Below are 20,530 nucleotides of genomic sequence, written 5' to 3'. Positions count from 1 at the left end.
ATATGGGAATGTATGATGATATTGTTACTGGAGTTTCAGAAAATATTAAAATCGGGGGTTACCCTTTTTATGCGGAGAATATTAATGGTTCTGAACCATTTAATCGGAGAGATTATGAGTTTAAACCTTTATTAAATGGTACTTTGGTAACTCGGAGAGGAAAATATATTCAAAGAAAATTCAGTTTCAGTACAACATTATATTCTGCTACTGGACGGCCAGATGCTCATGATAAAATACTTAGGGAATTGCAAAGCAAACCTGTTGAAGTGATTTCTCCTGCTATGGGTGGAATTTTCAAAGCAGTGGTGACTTTTAGTAAAAGTATTCAAGAAGGTTCAAAGTATCATACCGATTATGATGTTGATATTACAGAAGTTCCTGAGAAAAAATCTAATATTCCTGGTGAAACTCCACTGGTTGTTCCGAATATTAAAAAGATTAATGCTACAAAGAAAACTACTAAAACAGTTAGTAAAGAAGAAGCTAAGTTGAATAAATCTTTAAACAAATGTAAAGTTCCATTCCGTAAAGGACAAAAGAACAATTGTGTGAAATTATTACAACAAAAACTAATTAATTTAGGGTTCTTAGATAAGAAACACAAAACTGGAGTTTATGATACACGTACTGTTAATGCGGTTAAAAGTTTCCAACGTTCAACAAAAGGTAAACTTATTGTTGATGGTGTTTTCGGTAAATCTACAAAAAAATATCTTGTTAAAGAATAAAAGGGGAGTGTGAAAAACTATGGCAGTTACAATTTTACCTCCTTTTGGAATTTCAGGTTTTGAAGTTTACGAAACCGAAAAGAAAAAAGATAAGGATAAAGAAAAGGATTCTAAAAAATCAAAAACTGATGAAAAAAAAGAAGAAGAAAAAAAAGATACTTCAAAATCTACAGAGGAAAATGTTTCTGATGCTGAAAAAGATTTGCAGAAATTTATTGCGATGAATGGTGAAATCAAAGAGATTGCATATTATGATGAAATGTATGACAATGGTTTTGATGAAGACTATGAAGGAATAAGCAATAGTGGGAATGCTTCTTTTCCTGAAGTGGATACTGCACGATTTTTCAAAGGAAAAAAGATTTGTTTAAAAAAGGCAAATGATACTGGAACTCCTTTAAAATGGGATGATCTTGTCACTTGTCTTTTGGGTTTTATTTCAGAACAGACTTTTTCAAGGGGTAAGGTTGACTTAAAATTAGTTGGAATGAGTAAATTATTAGATCAGGAAAAACAGTTTACTTTCACTAAAACTAAACGGTCAAAGATTCTTAAGGAAATGATTGAGGCTGCTGGTTTAAAATGTGTGATTGATGTTACTGGTTTGAAAGATGATGCGATTGATTATACTAATGTTTCATCAAGTGGGAGTAGTGGAACAACTGGTATTGGTGATGCTGAGATAGATGAATTGGTTGCTAAATGGTGTGAGGGTAAAACTTCTGATTTGGATAAAGCAAAAGCAATTCATGCAGGGCTTCGTGATGATGTTGGGATATGGTATGATAAATATTATAATTCAAGATATCATACTCCTAAAAAGTGTTTAGAGAATCATAAACATTTGAATTGTGGGGATACTGCAATTTTAACTTGTGCATGTATGAAATCTGGTGGATTAAATGCACACATTGAACTTCGATGTGATAGTGAGCATTATTTTACTGTTATTGTGATTGATGGTACTAAGTATTATTCTGATTTGACTTGGACTCAGGGTCAGAAGAGTCAAAGAGCTTGGAATGATGTTTGGCAAGATAATAAATGTGGTAATAAATACGATTTAAAATAATTAAGGAGAATTTTTCCATGGCTAATATCATAATGGGGTGTGACTTAAATAGTACCGCTTCAGATCAACAGACTCTAAAAAAAATAGGGAAGATACTTGAAAATGCAGGGCATAGTGTTGAATTATTAAGTGTGGGTCCAAATTTTGTTCAAAGTGCAATGCAACAATCTTCCACTAAAGGGAAAATTGCAATATACTTAGTTAATGGGGCGGATTTGCAAACCTATCGTGATTTCCACGATGGAATCACACAGGGGTATTATCATGCTAAATATGCTTATTTTGGTTTGCAGGGATGGATAACTCCAAGTACATGTAGTTGTAATGGGGCAAAAACTGCCAAACTTAAAAGAGCTCATGATGATCAGTCCCCTGTAAGTTATACGGCAGCATTAGTGGGTATGACTACTGCGGAAGTATGTGAAAAATACAAAAAAGCAATTGCATATGCCTGCGGGTCATCTGCTGAAGAATTAGGAAATAATCTCGTTAAAGTTATAGGAGGGGGCTCTAATTCCGATGGGTCGGGCAGTTCTGCTTCAACAATTAAAAATGCTATGAAAGAAGTATTATACGGATGGAATGGAGATGTGGAATGCTATCTGCGTGATGATACAATTTATATTAATAAAATCCGTGACCCTACATCAGCTAAATTACAATTAGTTGAAGATGTTAATGTTTTCATGGAAGGAATTTCAATCACAGATATTGATCCAAACACACCTAATAAATTAATTGTCAAGTGGCATAATAACAAGTTTATTATTAAAGATGATGCTCGTATTAAAAGATTTGGTGAAGTTTCTAAAACAATCACTTCTTCTAATAAAACTGAGAAAGATGCTGTTGATTTTGCTTATCATGAATGGAATAAATTATTAAAAGATTCTGGACGTAAACTTGAATGTAAAATTGATGGTGGTCCCGAATGGAGAATTGGACAATGGGTTCGTGTTTATATTCCATCGTTCAATCTCAATGGGTATATGTATTTGACTAAGGTTTCTCATGATGATAATCTTGATTGGAAAGTTAATGTGACTTTAGAGGATTGGCCTCCTGACTTGGGAACTAAACCTGCAGAAAAAGCTAAAACTACTGAAGAAGCTACTGATTCTGATTCATCCAGTGAAGATACAAAGGATTCTGAAACTGAAACTGAGGAGGAATGATTAATTTGGCGGATTTTAAAGAGATTACTGTTACTGATGATAGGTTGATGAAAGCTTTAAGCGAACCTGTTAATCATATTATTAACACTAATGTTCCTCAAAAGATAGAGAAAGTTTCGGAGAATCTTAAAACTAAAACTGGAGTTATTACAAAGTTTTATCCTTATTTGGATAAAGCCGAAGTTCAATTAGATGGTTCTAATAAAAAAATCATCTGTAAACCTCTTCATAGGTTTGGTGGGGATTTAATTGATTTTTATACTCCTTCTGCTCATGAAAAAACTTTTTGTGATAAACTTAAAGAACCATGTATTCTTCCAATGAGTCGTCAACATGTTTTTATAATTGATGTTCCTGATAAAGATTTTAGTTTGATTCTTGGTTATTTTGTTGATGATGATGAAACTGTTGGTTTTAATCCTGCTGCACCCGGAAATGTTAAATTAATCTCGTTAAGTGACACAAACTTGTATTGGATTAAGTTTGGTCGTGATGGTTTTGAATATCGTTTACCATCTACTCCTAGTATGAGTGTGGGTAATATGGATGAGAATATGGAAGAGTTTGATTATGCAGATTCTTCTAAAGTGTACACTAAGGAAGAGGTGTATACTAAAGAGGAAGTTGATGAATTAATTGCAGAAAAAGTAGCTGAAGCTATTGCAGAACTTCAAGGAGACGATAATGATGACACTACCTGTTGATTATGAAAGTGATGATTATCAATTTTTAAAGACTTTGAATGAAGATGTTCAAGTGTTGCCAGTGAGTCCTACTGCTAATCATTGGGATATTCAAATGGAAAATGATGATTATGTAAATTTAACTGGGAAAGAATCGCTTCGTAATGCTATATGTATTGCAATTATGACAAGATTCAATGAACTTGATTCTATCCCATTATATGAAGAATTTGGTTGTAGAGCACATCAGCTGATTAAAGCAAATAAATCGGAGATGGTCAAATATGAAATTGAATTATATATCTCTGAAGTTCTTGAAAACATGAGGCGAATACAAGAAGTAAATAGTCTAAAAGTATCTGACTCTGATACTTGTTCATATCTTGTTGAATTTAATGTGACAAGTGTTAATGATGAAACTATAACTGGGAGTGTAAACATATGAATTATGTTGAGAAAACTTATGAAGAAATTTTTGAAGCTGCTCTTCAAGACAGTCTTGAACAGGGTTTGATAAGTCATGCAGATGATTTTGAAGATTTCATTGCCAATCGGCAAGACATTAGTAACTATTACGTGATGGACAAATCAGTTATCTCAATGATTATTAGAAGAGTATATGAAGACATCACATTAGTGTATCAATCTAATATAATTGAATCTGCGGAAGGAATTGACTTAGATAATATTGGTGATAAGGTTGGTGTGCTTAGGCCTCAGGCAACTAAATCAAGTGTTGAAGTAACTTTTTATTTGCCAGAAATTAGTGATGAAGATATCACTATCTCTGAAGGGTTTATTGTTGCAAATGAAAATAATGATGTGCAATTTGAAACTGTGGATGAGATATATTTTGCTGCAGGCAGTACTACTGCGAAGGTAAATTGTTTAAGTTTGGATGTTGGGCCAGATACTAAGGTAAATGCGGGTAGTGTTGTTAATATTGTTTCTGCAAATGATTATAATTTGACTTGCAGTAATGATTATAAATCTGCAGGTGGGATTCCTGCATATGATGATAAAGAATACCGTTATCTTTTGATGAACTGGATTAAAATCCGGTTAAAAGGTTCTGATGAAGCTTATTTGAATTATTTTGCTAACAAAGATGGTGTTGATGACTATAGGATTATTCCAAATTGGGATGGAAGTGGTACAGTTAAGATTATTGTTGAACCAGGGGATTCAACATTATTGAATGAGATTTATAATGAATTACAGTCTAGTGTTTGTCAAGAGGACACTATTATTAATTTGTTTGCTCCTACTGAACATCGTATTAGTATTTATGCTAAAGTGAATGTGGATATTGATTTGATTAATCCGTACAGCGAATTAGAGAAATCAGATATTCAATCAAGGATAGTTTCTGCTATTAAAGTGTTCATTGACGGCGGATACATTAACACGAATGAAGGTAGAGTATGGTACTCTGGCCTAGGTCTTGGTGAAGATTTTATACCCCATAAATTAGCTGTTTTCTTAGATGAAGAGATTCCAGAATTGAAAAACATTACTTTCACTAAACCTTTAGATTATATTCCTATTTTAGACGAAGAAAAAGGAGTTAGTGATAATATTACTGTTGAGATGATATAACATGCCAAGAAATAGCTTAAAAAATTTGGTAGGGATGTTTCCTTTTTTTCTCGATAAGAATGAGAGTTCTAATTTTGTTAAATCTCAAACTGTAACTAATAATAGGTTAAAGGATTTGTATCAAAGTGTAAGGGATACTTATGAGAGTTTTCATTTAAAGAAGAAGTGTTTGATTTATAAAGAACAGGAAACTGATTTTGATTACACTATGCATTTTTTGTGTATGGTGCCTTTGTTGGAGCATGTTGAAATTTTTAAGAATGATCTTCTGATTTATGAAGCAGTTTTCAACTTGTCTGATGATGAGTCTTATTCTTATTTAGTTAGTGAGAGTTTTTATGAGATTGTTACTGTAGAAGATGGAGAGGAAACAAGGGATATTAGTCAGTTACTATACACTAACACATATGATATAGTTGATGATTTGAGAGTGATTGATTATTCTTATGATTCCACTTCAGAAAACATCATACCTCTTGATGATTATAGGATTTCTGCAATAACTTTTGATGAATACTTGTATGAGAAAGGTTTCCCTGAAAACGATGACATATTAAATAACATTTACGATCATGACATTAGTTTGGATGAACTCGGAGCATTACATAATATACCCCGAAAGAAATATATTCCTGCAACAAACTATCTACAAACCGAACCACCATATAATGACCGATTAACTGAAGATGATTATCATTATATGAAACGAATAATCGAATACCTTGCATTAGTACATACAGAACCATTACCTGTAGCTGAAATCTATAAATTATATGGTTTACCTGCAAAATTAATCAACCGTGACAGATTCATTGTAAGAATGTTTGACATTACTAAACATCCCCATCACATTGATGAAACTACCGGTGAATATATTGTTGATGATTGGATTCCGGAGCCATGGGAGCATAAAGATACGTTCTGTATTGGTGGAATTGATTTAGGGGAATATTTCTATGTTTCAGCAGACAGATTAAATCCTATAAGAAAACAGAATGTTACATTTACATTTGACTTTGTAAACTGTTTACTTGAACCTTTAACAGGAGATTTCACAGTTGACATTAACTTAAATGGAACAGATATCTACACTGGTTACACAGATTCTACTTTTATCTGCCCATATTCATTATTAGAAATTGATAACACTTTTATCTTCACGGGAAAACATGGGACTCATATACTGGGTGTCTTTGAAATTCATATCCATGTAAGAGGATGTAGTGAAGCAGATTTCTTTGTCACTTCTTCAGGTAATGATACTAAAGATGGTAAAACATTAGCTAATGCATTCAAAACAATTGAAAAAGGAACATCTGTAATCAATGGTATTTATGAATTAATATCAGTATACGGTCGTCTCGATACTGTTGGAGATAGTATTGTAATTGACAATACCACAGTATTAGGTTGTAATTCCGCCAGTTTAGATAATGAAATTAAACCAATTTTCTTCAATGTACTGTTAAATAATATGTTAACATTACAAGATTTAACATTTAACTTATTAGATGGTTCCATTGATGATGAAAACAGTACTACTTTTGTTGATACAGATACATTCACTAATGAACCTTACAATGATAAAGAAATGGATAATCCATTAACAGTATTAATGTACAATGTAAATTACGGAGTTTTAATCACAGATTTATCCAACACTACATTCATTAAAAACATAAAATTCAACACAACTACAGGAGTTTTATCATGGGATGAATTAACATTAGAAGAAATACTAAAACTAAAAGATTTAACTGGCGTTATCGCTGACATGGAATTAATAATTGATGATGATGTTTATTATAATGAGTATGTTCCTGTTACAACAGATGAAAAATTATTAAACTTACCTTTTGTTTATTTAGAAGACCGTAAACCTCTTGTTGAAGCAATTGAAACAATGACCTATGATATTTCAACTGGTGTTTTAACTCTAGATTTATGTGGAGATGATATAATATGGCAACCAAAAAGTCACTCGATTTAACTGATCTATTTTACAAAAAAAGTGAAACTCGTACAAGAACTGAAATAACTAATGAAATTGACACAACAATCAGGACTCATGAAGTTATTCAAGGGAAAGTAAATAAAACAGACATTAAAGATAATTTAACCAGTACTGATACCGATAAACCATTATCTGCTAATCAAGGTAGAGTACTTAAAGGTTTACTGGACACTAAAGCAAACACTACTACTTTGAATAGTGTTAAAGCAGAATTGGAAGGACGTATTGGTGATGTTGAAGACGATGTTGAAGATATTGAAGAAACCCTTACCACTAAAGTAGATAAAGTCGCTGGCAAAGGATTAAGCACTAATGATTATACTACTGCTGAGAAAAGTAAAGTTGCAACAATCGACAACAAAGTCGATAAAGTCACCGGAAAAGGATTATCCACTGAGGATTATACTACTGCTGAGAAAAGTAAAGTTGCAACAATCGACAACAAAGTCGATAAAGTCACCGGAAAAGGATTATCAACTAACGATTACACTACAGCTGATAAAAATAAACTTGCAGGCATTGAAGCCGGAGCAAATAAGACAATCGTAGACAATGCATTAAATCCTAACAGTACCAATCCAGTTCAAAATGCAGTAATCTGTGCTGAATTTTATAATAAAGAAGATATTATTGACCTATTAAATAATATTGAAACTGGTTCAGGGAAATTACTAACCATTTATATTGATGAAGAAACTGGGGATCTTGTAGTTGATGATGATGGATTCCATTATTATACTAGTGATGAAGTTGATGAAGGTTTCACAATAGATGTTCAAAAACAATCTACTCCTGAACAAGGATACTTAACAACATATGTTATCAGTCAAGGAGGATTGGCGAAAGGGGCTAAAATTAACATTCCAAAAGATTTCCTTGTTAAATCCGCAAGTGTTGAAACAGCAACTGCAGATAATGTCCCAATTCCTGGAATTCATCGAGGGGATAAGTATATTGATTTCGTATTGAATGTTAAAGAGGGAACTAGTGCTGAAGAACATTTGTATTTGAATTTACATGATTTAACTGATGTGTATACTGCAGATGAAACTACATTAACAGTGAACAATAATCAGTTCAGTATTAAAAGTGTACCTGTTAGTTTAATTACAGGTGTTTTACCGGCGAATCAAGTAACTCACCAGGACATTAGCGGTAAAGTCGATAAAGTAACTGGTAAAGGATTATCCACTAATGATTTCAATAATTCATATAAAAATGCTTTGGATAATTTAAGTAATAATTTAAATGCTAAAGTTGATAAAGTATCTGGTAAAGGATTATCTACTAATGATTATACTACTGAAGATAAAAATGCTGTAGCAACAATATCTGATAAAGTTGATAAGGTTACCGGTAAAGGTTTGTCCACTAATGATTATACTACTTCTGAAAAGAATCTTGTTGCAACAATCCCTAATAAAGTGAATACTAATGATATTAAAGATAATTTAACTAGCACTGATACTGATAAACCTTTGTCTGCTAATCAAGGGAAAGTGTTGAAAGGTTTGATTGATGCTAAAGATTTATCTGTTAAAGTGAATGTTAGTGATATCAAAGACAATTTAACTTCAAGTGATACTAATAAACCTTTGTCTGCTAATCAAGGGAAAGTGTTGAAAGGTTTGGTTGATAGTAAAGTGAATAGTAATGATTTGGCAACGGTGGCTACTAGTGGTAGTTATGATGATTTAACTGATAAGCCAACAAGCATGCCTCCTACTAGTCATAATCATGCTATTAGTGATGTTACTAATTTACAATCAAGTTTAAACAGTAAAATGGATAGTAATGATTATAGTACTGTGAATTTGAGTGTTGTTTTTGAAGATGATACTACTGGTAGTTATGATTTAGTGTATCATAACAGTTCATAAGGGGGGAATGTGTATGGTTTCGGTTAATAATAATATTAATACATTATACATTGATGGAAAACCTGTCAGGAGGGCTAGTCTTGGAGGTAAAGTATTTTATGAAAAGCATAATTATCATTTAGGTTTGGTTGCTTCTCCAAGCAGTATTTTGATTGGAGATACAAGTGTAGTTACTGCTACATTAACTGATTATAATGACTCTGTTGAGGGGGAAAATGTGAAATTTTATCAAGTATTTGAAGCTGATGGGCATTTATCATTTACCGGACAAACATTTACAGTTAGCTCTAGTACAGATGGTTTTTCTGGTTCAGGGATTATTATTGATTGGGGTGATGGAACAACAACAACCTATACGAATAGGAATAGTTTGAATCATACTTATGCTACTGAAGGGGATTATGCAATATCATTAATGGGGGATATAACTTCATTTAGAGTTAATTGTTTTAGAGATTGTCTTGGATTAACTAATGTTATTATCCCTGATACTGTAACAAGTCTAGAAGAAGATTGTTTCATGAATTGCTCTGATTTGACCAATATTATTATTCCGGATAGTGTAACAAGTCTAGGAAAAGATTGTTTTTTTGGTTGTTCTAGTTTGACCAATGTTGTTATTCCAGATAGTGTAACAAATATAGGAAACTCTTGTTTTTATAATTGTTCTGGTTTGACTAGTGTTATTCTTCCAAATAATTTAACAAGACTAAGCGATAGTTGTTTTTATAATTGTTCTGGTTTGACCAATGTTGTTATTCCTGATAGTGTAACAAGTCTAGGACAATATTGTCTTTTTGGTTGTTCTGGTTTGACCAATGTTGTTATTCCTGATAGTGTAACAAGTTTAGGGTATTGTTGTCTTACTTATTGCTCTAAGTTAACTAGTGTCATTCTTAATTGGGAGACAAATATTCCAACATATAATTCAAACTGGTTTATAGCTTCTACCATCCCTCAATTTAGCATTCCTAATGGCACACTTCAAGAGTATATTGCTGCAGGATATCCATCTAATAAATTAGTTGAAAGGGAGGATTAAATTACATGATTACTTATAGAAAATTAATTGGTGAAGGGGTTACTGATTCTAATGGTGAGTGTAGTATCGAGATTACTGGCGAACATGCGGAAAATCTAAATATACAATGTGATGTGCCTAATCTTAATCTAGAAGAAGACACTGAAATTAATGTAATGTCTGATACACCGGCAAGTATAAGTTGGAGTAAAACAAATAATGCAGTAGTGACTGATGAAGTGGTTAGTTTGATTGCGAGTGTTAAAAATCAGAATGATAATCCATGTGTTAATGTTCCGGTCTTGTTTACTCAAGAAGATGGTACAGTGTTGGGTATTGCTCGAACTGATGTGTTGGGTGATGCTACATTGACTTATACTTGGGGGGAGTAAAAGATAAGACGAATATTGTTCCTCATAATGTATGGACTGCTGGAGATTATAGTAAAAATACAAATAAGTTTAATACTTGGAATAATGGTGTAATCACAACATCAAATGAATGGAGTAGTAACGGAGAATATTCTATTAAATTCACACAAAGCACCGCCACAGCATGGCCCGGTTGCGATGCAGTAATATCAATTAATGGAGAAGTAAAAGTTGAATTTACTGTGGATATCTTAACAAATACTCGATTATGGGTAGTATTATATGAAATGGCTCCAAATCCTCATAATTTAACTAACATTATTGCTCCGGCAAGTTCTGATAAAACAACAATTACCTTAACTTATGAGTTGCCAAGTGTTAACTTCATTAAGTTTAAGATTTCTGCAAGTCTCAGCATCGTTGGAAAATGTTACATATATCGATAATTTGCATCTAAAAATTTTGTAAAAGATAAGAATAATCTATTCAACCATAACTTATGGTCGGGGACAGATTTAAACAAATCATTAATTCACAATACAGAATATATTTCAGGACACCTAGTAACTGTTTCATCAAACAATAACTTTTCAACAAATGGAAATTATTCCATTGAACTGAATCCTAGTGAAACCGCATGGGTAAGATTCCCTATACCTTTTACAGCAGATGATTTGAATAAAATAGTAACTGCATCCTTCGAACTTTACTCTCCTAATACGAATTGTACAGTACATTTGCTATTTATGGACGGTAACGGCAATGCTATTAAAACAATTTCAACAGCTGTGGCTAAAAATAATTCTTTCACAACAATTACAATAAGTAATGAAATTGTAGTTAATACTTCAAAAATCTGGTTTAATTGCGGTTTGGGTTCCAGCGAGGCAATTATTTATTTAGATAATCTCACAGCGACCATTCAGTAAAATATATAAGTAGTATTACGATTTAACACGAGAAAATTATATAAATGTGATAACATGACAAATCAAATCAAACTTACAAAAAAAATAGAACAAATTGATGAGGACAATAAAGTCGAAATGCTTGAAATCAGAGCAGAAACCGACCACCCATCAACTGAAATTAGTTTTTATATGAATGACACCCACCTTGCAACTACTATGACTGACTCTAATGGTGTTGCAATTGCAGGAATATCCTATCAACCGAATCAAGATTATACATTTAGTATAATAATAAATGGAGAAAAAGAAGAAGTAGAATATTCTACTTAAAGAGTAATTTTATCTTCAGACACGAAGATATTGATGTGGATATGATACTCTTCGTGTTTCTCTTCTTTTTCTTCATTGAAAATCATCACATTTTCCATTGCAGACATATAAATCTGTTTTAACTCATTAGGATTAGTTTTAATATAAGTTTCATGAACATAATCTTTACTCCGACCTTGCAAAGCATCAACATACTCCTGACCAAGATTAATATTACTTGCATGAAATTTCCGAAGAGTATGACTTCTGAAAAACCTATACCTACCTTTAAACCCATAACCCATTCGATCATTCACTTTTGTGAAATTTTGAGTTAATGTATTATCCTCAATTGGAAATAACTTATCAGACAACTCTAAATCTTTACGAGTTAGTAAATACCTGCAAATATACTCTGTTGCTTCAGGCGAACAGAAAGTATAATACCATTTATCAGTTTTAATTCTACGAAGATAAAAAGTAGGAACCACATTCTTTTTTAATAATAACTGATTACAAATCTCAGTTATACTGCCTCCATTATGATAATCTGTTGTTCCATCAACAAACTGTTGAACAGTTAAACTTAAAGTTTCTGCCTTTGCAGAACCACTACTTGACATGAACAGAATCAATGCTTGAAACCATAAAGGAATCTGACCATTACTAATCACTTCACGAATATGAGTTTTATTCGGTAAATCCAAATAAGAAGTTTGATAAGGTTTATCAATCTGCACTGGTTTAATTTTAGGAATTTCAATCTCAAAATGCCTATAGAATGCTAAAATCTTATTAACATAAGTTTTAATAGTATTCCAAGAATTAGTTTGAGATAATAAATCAGTTCTCCAATTTACAATTCTTCTTTTCAACCTTCTTTCTTTTAAAGGTATTCTACGATGTTCATCAATCATTGCTTCAACAAGCAATTCTCTTAAAGATTTATCATGAAATCTACAGTAAGAGTTTAGAGCAACACTATAATTAGTTATAGTTTGTTCTTTAATATTTTTCTCTAAACAAAACTGTTCAAAAATATTTTCCCCAATACCAAAATCATCATAATCGATAATGGCTTGAAGATTTTCTTCAATTGTGATTTCACAATCCTCTTCATTTGTTTTCATTATTGTATTATTACTTATCTCATATGTATCCATACAAAATCACCTTTGTGTGAAGATATTTAGAGAAAGGAGGTAATAAAGACTTTGCATTTAATCAAATAAAAAGTATAAAAAGTCAAGATTTCTTTTTTCTTAAGATTACCATAGAAAAAAGAAAAAAAAGAAAAAAATTGAATGTTTTTATTTTTTATAGATCTATAAAAAATTTTTAACAAACTAAAATTAATTTTAAAAAGGTGATAAATCTATGATAAAATATCAACTTGTTAGAATAATGAAAAAATTTTTCTACCCTAAAGCCACAGTCGATGACCTACTCACCGACAAAGAAACAATAGAAATCCAAAAATCACAAATAACAGACTTCCCAAGCAGCTTACCACCTGCAGGTCACACTCATACTACATCAGAAATTACTGATTTCCCACAAACCATGACTCCCACCAGTCATACTCACTCTAAATCAGAAATTACTGATTTTCCAACAAGTATGACACCAACAAGTCATGCTCACGGAAGTATTACTAATGATGGGAAAATTACTTCTAATGATGCTAGTTCTGCAAAAAAACCTGTGGTTATTGATAGTGATAATAATATTAAAACAATCGACAAATTACCCTTCAGCAAATTAAATATAACAAAAAATAATATTACAGGTCTTGGAATTCCTGCCAGTGATACAAATACCACTTACACTGCAGGAGATGGTTTAACATTAACTGACACTACTTTCAAACACACCAACACAGGTTTAACTCCTGTAACTACTAATGCATTGATAAAAATCAAATACGATGCACAAGGACATATAACCGGTTCTGCAAATGTGAGTAAAAATGATATTGTTGCTTTAGGTATCCCTGCAACCGACACCACATATACTGCAGGTACTGGTTTGAATTTGAATGGAACTACTTTTAATGTGCATAATGCTCCTGCAACACAGTTAATACATACTGTAACTAACAATTGTGACTTCAGCAATATTACCGGAGGAACTCCCTTATCCGTAGGTAGTGAAGTTACCCAATCCGGAATTAATGAATTATTAGATGCCAGGTTAGGTGAGATATTTAATTCTTTAGAAATTTCTTCAATTACTTTAAGAAATACTGATATGAGTAGTGGACGTTTCAATAATGATTCTACAATCACTTTCAGAAAAATGGGTAAATTAGTCATTATGGATTATCATTTGCAAGGAAACAGTACTTTTAAAAAAGGAAGCGATATTTATGTTTGTAATTTCCCTCAAGGATATGTTCCAACCACTAATGCAGCATATAGTACCTGGGCGAATGCTACTGCTCACGGCCAAGTAAAACCAGTATTAACTAATGGAATATATCAAATTAAGATTTATTGTGCAAATGCTGATACTAGTAATATGATTTTAGGACAGTTAGTTTACTTCACAGAATAAAATAATTTTAGGTTATTTTTATGTCAAATAATTGTAAAAAACTACGAAACGAACCATTCATGAGTCCGAATAATTATGATTTAGAATTTGATTCAAATAAAATACCTGCAAATATTCAAATTGAAAAAGGAGTTAACCTTGAGAAAAGATTGCAAAAATTAATGCCGTTAGGTAAAATAATCCATGTAGATTCTGCTTCAACGTCAACTCCTCAAAATAATATGATAAGTATTTTTTCAAATTTAAATCTAAAAAAGACTAATGGAGAGTTAATATGTGAGGTTGATTTCATATGAACTTAAATGTTAAAGGAGCATATTCATTCACAATTCCAATTACAACCATGTTTCTTAATACTAAACTAAAAATAAAAGGACATAACATTATCACCCGTGTTGGAGAAGCGTTTTTCCTTTACCGATGCATTGATAATGATTTATGCAGTCCTATAAATTACATAGTAATTGGAAATGGAACATTGCCTCCAAAAAGAACAGATAGAAAATTAAGTAATGAAAGATTACGAAAAAAATGCAGTTCAACTGTAGAAATAGATAACAAAAGAATTATATTATCGTGTAATGTTACAGTTGATGAAATAAGTGATGCGACCGAGATAGGTGTAATTAGTTTAAACAGTAAAAATGAAGATTTACTCATTAGTCATGATGTTTACAACAAGATAGATCAAACAGTATTCTCAGGAATTAGTGGTGAGATTAACATTGAATATATTTATCAATTCACAACAAGTTTTCAGAAAAATGCCTGGAGCATTATTGATGAAACTAATAATATCTTTTATTCTTATGAAGAAAATACTGTAATCAGAGTTTTTGAAAATAACTCTGGTTATCGTAGTGTAAGCAGTCTTGAAGAATTAAAAAATCATGATGGAGCATTTTATCAAGATTTAACAGATAAAATCTTGTATATTAAACCTATTGGTGATTTGAACAATAGTGATATAATTGTGCAGGTGTAAAATATGGGGAAATGTAAACCTAAATATAAAAATTTGAATTTAATACAATCATTCAGTGACCAACGTTACGTTACAGTTCAATTAATGGAACAAGCTTGCATGAACGATGAATGGCTACATCAACAAGTTGAAAAATTAAAGTATTTATCCAGTCCTGCTGTCCGTAAATGGTTTAAGTTCAGTGAGGGTTCATTAGATATAATCAATAGTTATGGGTGTAAAGTATCTAATGATGGAGATGTAATATTTGATAATGATACTGAATATGAACTGCCTACAATTGATTTTACTGAAGATACAATGGGTTATGTGGATGTAGAAGAATCATTAAACAATGGTGTTGTTTTCAGTTCTTTTGTTGATGGTAATGGTAATAATAAAAAAAGAGCTATGTTAAAACATGATACTGTAGGAACTCCAAATTACAGTACAGCTCTTCGTAACCCAAATGGGGGAGTTAACAGTTTTTGGTATGTTGGTTTTGATAAAAATAAAACTTATCAAGTCCGACCAGATTGGATTAAAAACTGGAAAGATTATGAAATCCCTGCAGTTTGCAGAGCACAAACTGTGAAAATTAAAGAAGGTTGTACAGGGCTTCTAGAAGCTGTTGCTTTACGTGTTGAAACAACTGGTACTACAAAAAGTAATTGGGGTAGTCCGTTATATGTGCAGATATGGCCGACAAAAGTTAAACAAGTTGAAAGAACCACATATGACCGAAAAACTAAAAAAACTATTAAAGTTAAAGATAATCAAGGTAATGTTATTAAAGATAACATTAGATTCCCTAAAGGTAATCCAGGTAATGCTCTAGCGACTGGAGTGTATAATCCTAGTCGTACAACACCTGGTTTTATCACAATTGAATTAGATAAACCTGTGCAAGTTAAACCTGGAGAGTATTATGCTATTGTAATTTCAAGCCCTCTTTCTCATTACGATCATTGTCCAAGGATTGGTGGATGGGGAAGGAATTGTAACATTGATAAATATGCTGATGGAGATGCTTTTTTATCTGAGGATAATGGTAGGCATTGGAAACGATATGGTAAACCTGGTGAATCTCAAACTGAATATAAGATGGGTTTACATACTCCACAAGATTTTAGTTTTGAATTGAAAATCACAAATTATGGTGAGGAATATACCCGTGATGACTGTTATTTATATTTGAAACCGATTCAATGCAATCCATTAAAAGAAGTTATTTTAAATGCTGATGATGATGGTGATGCTACTAGTGCTACTGGTAAACATATTGAATATCAGATTAGTACTGATGGCCGTAACTGGGAAGCTATGCAGAATAAACGTAAAACATTTAATAATAGTCATCCTACCAGAGTTTTTATCCGTGCTAAAATGTGGCAAGACAGCAGTAACAATAAAGCTTCACCAACAATTGAAAGGATTACAATAACTTTAAAAACTGATGTTGCTATGGAAATGTTTGCAAAAACACAAATGTATACTCCAAAAATCACTCCAATGTTAGGTGCGAGTAGATGGGGTAGAGTTTATGCTCCTTTTATTTGTGACCCAAATGTTGAATGTAGTGTTGATATTGTAAAAGATAATCCTCAAGTTCAGCATTTTACTGTTGTTGATAATACAACTTTATATGATGCTATTGAGAGTTATAAGGATGAAGAGGAGATTGCTTCTGTTTTAGATTTTACTATTTTATCTGATTCCACTAAAGTTTATGACTATCTTGTTGATACTCCTGATGCAGTTACTTTATTGAATAATCTAGGGATTTATCCTAAACCTTATACTGATGGTGAAGGGATTATTCATCCTTTTGGTTGGTTTGAGTATAATAGTGGTGGTGAACTAGTTGGTGGTTTAAAATTAAACAATAGTCCTGCATATCCTATTCTTAAATCTGTTGTGAATCCTGATAATGGTGAGCAATTTACTATTGGGGAATGGTATGATTATACTGTTGATTATGATAAAGATACAATATTATTTGATTTAGATGTATTGGATGGATTACCTAATGGTAATTTGGAATTTACTTATAATCCTGTTTTTGTTCAAGATTTATTGCTTGAGGAAGTAGGGGACCGTGTTAACTTGGAAACTGGTTTACCAGAGCAGGGTTTAATCATTGATTATTTCAAGCAGGAATATGAAATTGGATTGAATGAAATTCGTACAAGGACCTTGCCTTTAAGAGTTATCCCTGTAGAACCATTAAGAGAAGTTATTTTAACTAGGAATGAAGAAGACATCACTTTAATTGAGGGTAGGGATTTTGATGTTGATTACGATAATCATCAAGTAATATTCAAAGTAACTGATATTGATGGTGTTTCAAGTATATTGCAAAATGAAGACACTATTTCAATTGTATATATTCCAAACTTTGAAGAAACTGGTATTTATTTAGTGTATCGGGCAAAAAGAACAAATTCTGATAAACAAGTTCATATTAAAGATTATTACGTTGAATACAAGGTGTAAAAATGGTGGATTATAAAGCAAGAGTTTTCTACGAACCGGATAACGATAGTGTAGGAGCCGAAGTAAGAATTTACTCAGACAATAATGAAGAGATTGATAAAATATTAATTACCACTGAATCAGAATATAAGGAATTAGAACGCAGATTAGATGAGTTAGACATCAATTTTGTTAATCGAGAAGATTTATTAAACATTTTAATGAATACTCAAGAAGATTTAATTGCAATAAACGCAACTAGTCTAGGTGGTTTGACTAGTGACCAGTACGCTAAAACAAACCATAATGAATTACATACCAATTACTTCGCACCGATAGATCATGCCCTAACTACTAGCAAATATGGTCTTGGAGATGACAGTAAGTATGGACATGTTAAATTAGTAGATAATTTAAATTCTGAAATATTCCTCTCCGGTGAAGCATTATCCGCACGCCAAGGTTCCATATTGAAAAATAGTATTAGTAATATTGAAGCATTATTAAACCCTCAAATTTTAGAAATTGGGTATACTCAAATGTTTAAAGACAGTTCAGGAAATTATCGATTTACTTCTGATTCAACCATAAAACTCACAAAGATTGGAAAATTAGTTATATGTTTTGCTAAACTTAGAACTGCAGTGAATATTACTCATAAGGACACTGATTTTCATGTAGTTACATTGCCTAATGCATTTAAACCAAGATATACTGTTGCTCAAGATTGGAGTCATTATCAGCATAATGCTCATGGTTTAGTTTCATTCCAAAGTGATGGAGATATTAAAATGAGAACTAATACTGAAAATGCAAAGCCTGTAGCCTATGTCAATGTAGCTTGGGTAACTGTATAATATGGAGTTTTTATATATGGATAAAGTTGACGAATGTTCTGGTTGCTGTTACAGGAGAACTTGTGACCATGATTTAGAGAAATGTTGTTATCTGGTACAAAATCGTTGTATTATAGATAATGACAGTAAATCTGACTTTATATGAATTAAATTTAAATAAAATATTTTTTTTTAGGAGATACAAAAAATGAAAAATTTTGGTTATTGGGTGTTTGGAAAAGATATGACAAGTGTAAATCTTGAAACACTTAAAAAGAATGGAGTTACAGATTTATTTTTAAACTTTTATGCTTTTGAAGCTCATGGGGAATCTAAGGTTAAATCTTGGATTAAAAAGGCAAAGGCACAGAAGATTAATGTGCATATTTGGGTTCAGTCTTTTTATGATGGTGAATGGCATAATCCAAAAACTATGAATCTCACATCAAAATTAAAAGAGATTAAAGGGTATGCAAATATTGAAGGAGTAAAAGGAATACATCTTGATTATTTACGTTATCCTGGTAATGCATATAAAACAGATGGTGGTGCAGATGCTATTACTAATTTTGTGAAGAAGGTTCGTAGTCAGAATCCAAAGGTATTTCTTTCATGTGCGGTAATGCCTGAAAATGATTGTAAAAAATATTATGGGCAAGATATCAGTGCATTAGGAAAAATTGTAGATACAATTATTCCAATGCAGTATAAAGGAAATTACAAGGCCGGAACTGAATGGTTAAAATCAACTATTAAACTTTTCAGCGGAAAAGCAACAATTTGGAGTGGACTTCAAACTTATAAATCTGATGATGATCCAACTAAATTATCTGCAAGTGAATTATTATCTGATGCTAAGACATGTATATCAAATGGTGCAAAAGGAGTAATTTTATTTAGATATGGATTATGTCCAACAATTAATTTCACTTCATTACAAGATAAAAAAACTGTAGCACTTTCATCAGATAACATTAAAACAATGGCAGTTACAGTTAAAAAGTATGTTGATGAACATAAAAAATTACCTTCTAGTGTTACTGTTAACGGTAAGAAGTATACTTGGCCTCAAGTATGGTATGTCTTATCATATGCTGTTAATAATCTTGGTAAAAGTTTAACAAGTGTTCCTAATGTTAAAAGTTCTATTAAAGCAAATGGGAATGTTATTAATGAAAAGGTTTATCCATCTGATTTTAAGGATCAATCTAAAAGGGTTGTTCAATATATTAAGCAGAATGGTCAAGTTCCAAATTATGTTAGGACTGTGAAATCTAAAAAGAGAGTTAGGCCTCGTGTAAGTATTGATGCATTAGCAAGAATACTTGTATACTATTATAGTCATAAAAATACTCTTCCAGATTATTGTAATTATAATTCTAGTAGGTTTTCATCTGCTAAATCTAAATATGGTCATGCAACTAAATCTGGTTGTGATAATATGGGTCAGAATAATGGTGTTTATTGTGGGCCTCATAGTATGCAGGAATGTATCAGAAACCTTACGGGTAAAGTTATATCACAGTCTACATTAGCTTCTTGGGCTGGAACTGGTAGTGGTGGAACAGATCATCAAGGTTTGGAAACTGCTATTGCTAAAGCAGCAAAACAATTGAATGTGAAATTGACTTGTAAATGGTATAGTTTCAGTGAACTTGGTTGGGATGGAATTAAAAAGATTCTTGCTTCCCAAAACCAAGATTGTGTAATTCATAATCTCTACAGGTATAAACCTGGAGTGTATGGTGGTGATGGGCATTATGAAGTTGTCAATGCAGTAAACGACAGCAACATTAATGTCCAGAATAGTTTAGGTAATAGGTCATGTAATGATTGTTACTGTGGTTATATTGAATACCGTAGTAAGTCTGATTTTGAGACTTATATTAGTGGTATTTCACAGAAAAGTGTGCTTGTAATTACAAGGGGATGA

The 20,530-nt window shown here is 31.9% G+C and carries 21 protein-coding genes; 20 read left to right on the top strand and 1 reads right to left on the bottom strand.

Annotated elements, in window-relative coordinates:
- The first annotated feature begins 2 nt into the window (after positions 1–2).
- The 13 genes from QZU75_RS05450 (at position 3) to QZU75_RS05390 (ending at position 11,787) form a co-directional block, all read left to right on the top strand.
- Positions 3–731: a peptidoglycan-binding protein gene (locus QZU75_RS05450; RefSeq protein WP_296882114.1), complete on the top strand. Its 729-nt coding sequence runs from the start codon at positions 3–5 to the stop codon at positions 729–731.
- 19 nt (positions 732–750) lie between these two features.
- Positions 751–1,803: a transglutaminase-like domain-containing protein gene (locus QZU75_RS05445; RefSeq protein ID WP_296882113.1), complete on the top strand. Its 1,053-nt coding sequence runs from the start codon at positions 751–753 to the stop codon at positions 1,801–1,803.
- 17 nt (positions 1,804–1,820) lie between these two features.
- On the top strand, positions 1,821–2,978 hold the full coding sequence (locus tag QZU75_RS05440; RefSeq protein ID WP_296882112.1) for a hypothetical protein: 1,158 nt from the start codon (positions 1,821–1,823) through the stop codon (positions 2,976–2,978).
- Positions 2,975–3,682: a hypothetical protein gene (locus QZU75_RS05435; RefSeq protein ID WP_296882110.1), complete on the top strand. Its 708-nt coding sequence runs from the start codon at positions 2,975–2,977 to the stop codon at positions 3,680–3,682. Before QZU75_RS05440 ends, QZU75_RS05435 begins: the two co-directional genes overlap by 4 nt.
- Positions 3,663–4,106 (top strand): hypothetical protein, encoded by a 444-nt coding sequence (locus tag QZU75_RS05430; protein WP_296882108.1) that lies wholly within the window; start codon positions 3,663–3,665, stop codon positions 4,104–4,106. Before QZU75_RS05435 ends, QZU75_RS05430 begins: the two co-directional genes overlap by 20 nt.
- Positions 4,103–5,260 carry a baseplate J/gp47 family protein gene (locus QZU75_RS05425; protein ID WP_296882107.1) on the top strand — a complete coding sequence of 386 codons (1,158 nt, stop codon included), beginning with the start codon at positions 4,103–4,105 and terminating at the stop codon, positions 5,258–5,260. Before QZU75_RS05430 ends, QZU75_RS05425 begins: the two co-directional genes overlap by 4 nt.
- Before the next feature lie 169 nt (positions 5,261–5,429).
- A complete protein-coding gene (locus tag QZU75_RS05420) occupies positions 5,430–7,250 on the top strand; it encodes a hypothetical protein (RefSeq protein ID WP_296882106.1) in 1,821 nt (606 codons plus the stop codon).
- Entirely contained in the window at positions 7,223–9,154 is a 1,932-nt protein-coding gene (locus QZU75_RS05415) for a hypothetical protein (protein WP_296882105.1), read from the top strand. Before QZU75_RS05420 ends, QZU75_RS05415 begins: the two co-directional genes overlap by 28 nt.
- 7 nt (positions 9,155–9,161) lie before the next feature.
- Positions 9,162–10,196, top strand: coding sequence for a leucine-rich repeat protein (locus QZU75_RS05410; RefSeq protein WP_296882104.1), 1,035 nt, complete (start codon positions 9,162–9,164; stop codon positions 10,194–10,196).
- A gap of 5 nt (positions 10,197–10,201) precedes the next feature.
- The gene (locus QZU75_RS05405) at positions 10,202–10,567 is read left to right on the top strand and encodes a hypothetical protein (RefSeq protein ID WP_296882102.1); all 366 of its coding nucleotides are present in this window, start codon (positions 10,202–10,204) and stop codon (positions 10,565–10,567) included.
- Entirely contained in the window at positions 10,555–10,992 is a 438-nt protein-coding gene (locus QZU75_RS05400) for a hypothetical protein (protein ID WP_296882100.1), read from the top strand. The genes QZU75_RS05405 and QZU75_RS05400 overlap by 13 nt, the downstream gene beginning before the upstream one ends.
- A gap of 228 nt (positions 10,993–11,220) precedes the next feature.
- Positions 11,221–11,475 carry a hypothetical protein gene (locus QZU75_RS05395; protein WP_296882099.1) on the top strand — a complete coding sequence of 85 codons (255 nt, stop codon included), beginning with the start codon at positions 11,221–11,223 and terminating at the stop codon, positions 11,473–11,475.
- A 54-nt stretch (positions 11,476–11,529) separates the two neighbouring features.
- Positions 11,530–11,787, top strand: a complete 258-nt coding sequence (locus QZU75_RS05390) for a hypothetical protein (protein ID WP_296882098.1) — start codon at positions 11,530–11,532, stop codon at positions 11,785–11,787.
- On the opposite strand, the gene QZU75_RS05385 is transcribed toward QZU75_RS05390, so the two are convergent.
- Positions 11,784–12,929: an integrase gene (locus tag QZU75_RS05385; protein ID WP_296882097.1), complete on the bottom strand. Its 1,146-nt coding sequence runs from the start codon at positions 12,927–12,929 to the stop codon at positions 11,784–11,786. The two genes, QZU75_RS05390 and QZU75_RS05385, sit on opposite strands and share 4 nt — an antisense overlap.
- Positions 12,930–13,143: 214 nt before the next feature.
- On the opposite strand from QZU75_RS05385, the gene QZU75_RS05380 reads away from it, so the two are divergent.
- The 7 genes from QZU75_RS05380 to QZU75_RS05350 all read left to right on the top strand — a co-directional run bounded on the left by QZU75_RS05380 (position 13,144) and on the right by QZU75_RS05350 (position 20,530).
- Complete coding sequence (locus QZU75_RS05380; RefSeq protein WP_296882095.1) at positions 13,144–14,322, top strand: hypothetical protein; 1,179 nt, start codon at positions 13,144–13,146, stop codon at positions 14,320–14,322.
- A gap of 20 nt (positions 14,323–14,342) precedes the next feature.
- Positions 14,343–14,618: a hypothetical protein gene (locus QZU75_RS05375; protein WP_296882094.1), complete on the top strand. Its 276-nt coding sequence runs from the start codon at positions 14,343–14,345 to the stop codon at positions 14,616–14,618.
- The gene (locus tag QZU75_RS05370; RefSeq protein WP_296882092.1) at positions 14,615–15,307 is read left to right on the top strand and encodes a hypothetical protein; all 693 of its coding nucleotides are present in this window, start codon (positions 14,615–14,617) and stop codon (positions 15,305–15,307) included. The genes QZU75_RS05375 and QZU75_RS05370 overlap by 4 nt, the downstream gene beginning before the upstream one ends.
- A 3-nt stretch (positions 15,308–15,310) precedes the next feature.
- Positions 15,311–17,782, top strand: coding sequence for a hypothetical protein (locus QZU75_RS05365; protein WP_296882091.1), 2,472 nt, complete (start codon positions 15,311–15,313; stop codon positions 17,780–17,782).
- Positions 17,783–17,784: 2 nt separating this feature from the next.
- Positions 17,785–18,618, top strand: a complete 834-nt coding sequence (locus QZU75_RS05360) for a hypothetical protein (RefSeq protein WP_296882090.1) — start codon at positions 17,785–17,787, stop codon at positions 18,616–18,618.
- A 16-nt stretch (positions 18,619–18,634) separates the two neighbouring features.
- Positions 18,635–18,763, top strand: a complete 129-nt coding sequence (locus QZU75_RS05355; protein WP_296882088.1) for a hypothetical protein — start codon at positions 18,635–18,637, stop codon at positions 18,761–18,763.
- A 78-nt stretch (positions 18,764–18,841) separates the two neighbouring features.
- Positions 18,842–20,530, top strand: a complete 1,689-nt coding sequence (locus QZU75_RS05350; protein WP_296882086.1) for a putative glycoside hydrolase — start codon at positions 18,842–18,844, stop codon at positions 20,528–20,530.

Origin of the sequence: uncultured Methanobrevibacter sp. (assembly GCF_902764455.1) — an archaeon.
In the GTDB taxonomy this organism is placed as follows: domain Archaea; phylum Methanobacteriota; class Methanobacteria; order Methanobacteriales; family Methanobacteriaceae; genus Methanocatella.
Note: the sequence above shows the minus strand (reverse complement) of the source record. Positions and strands in the feature narration are given on the sequence as shown.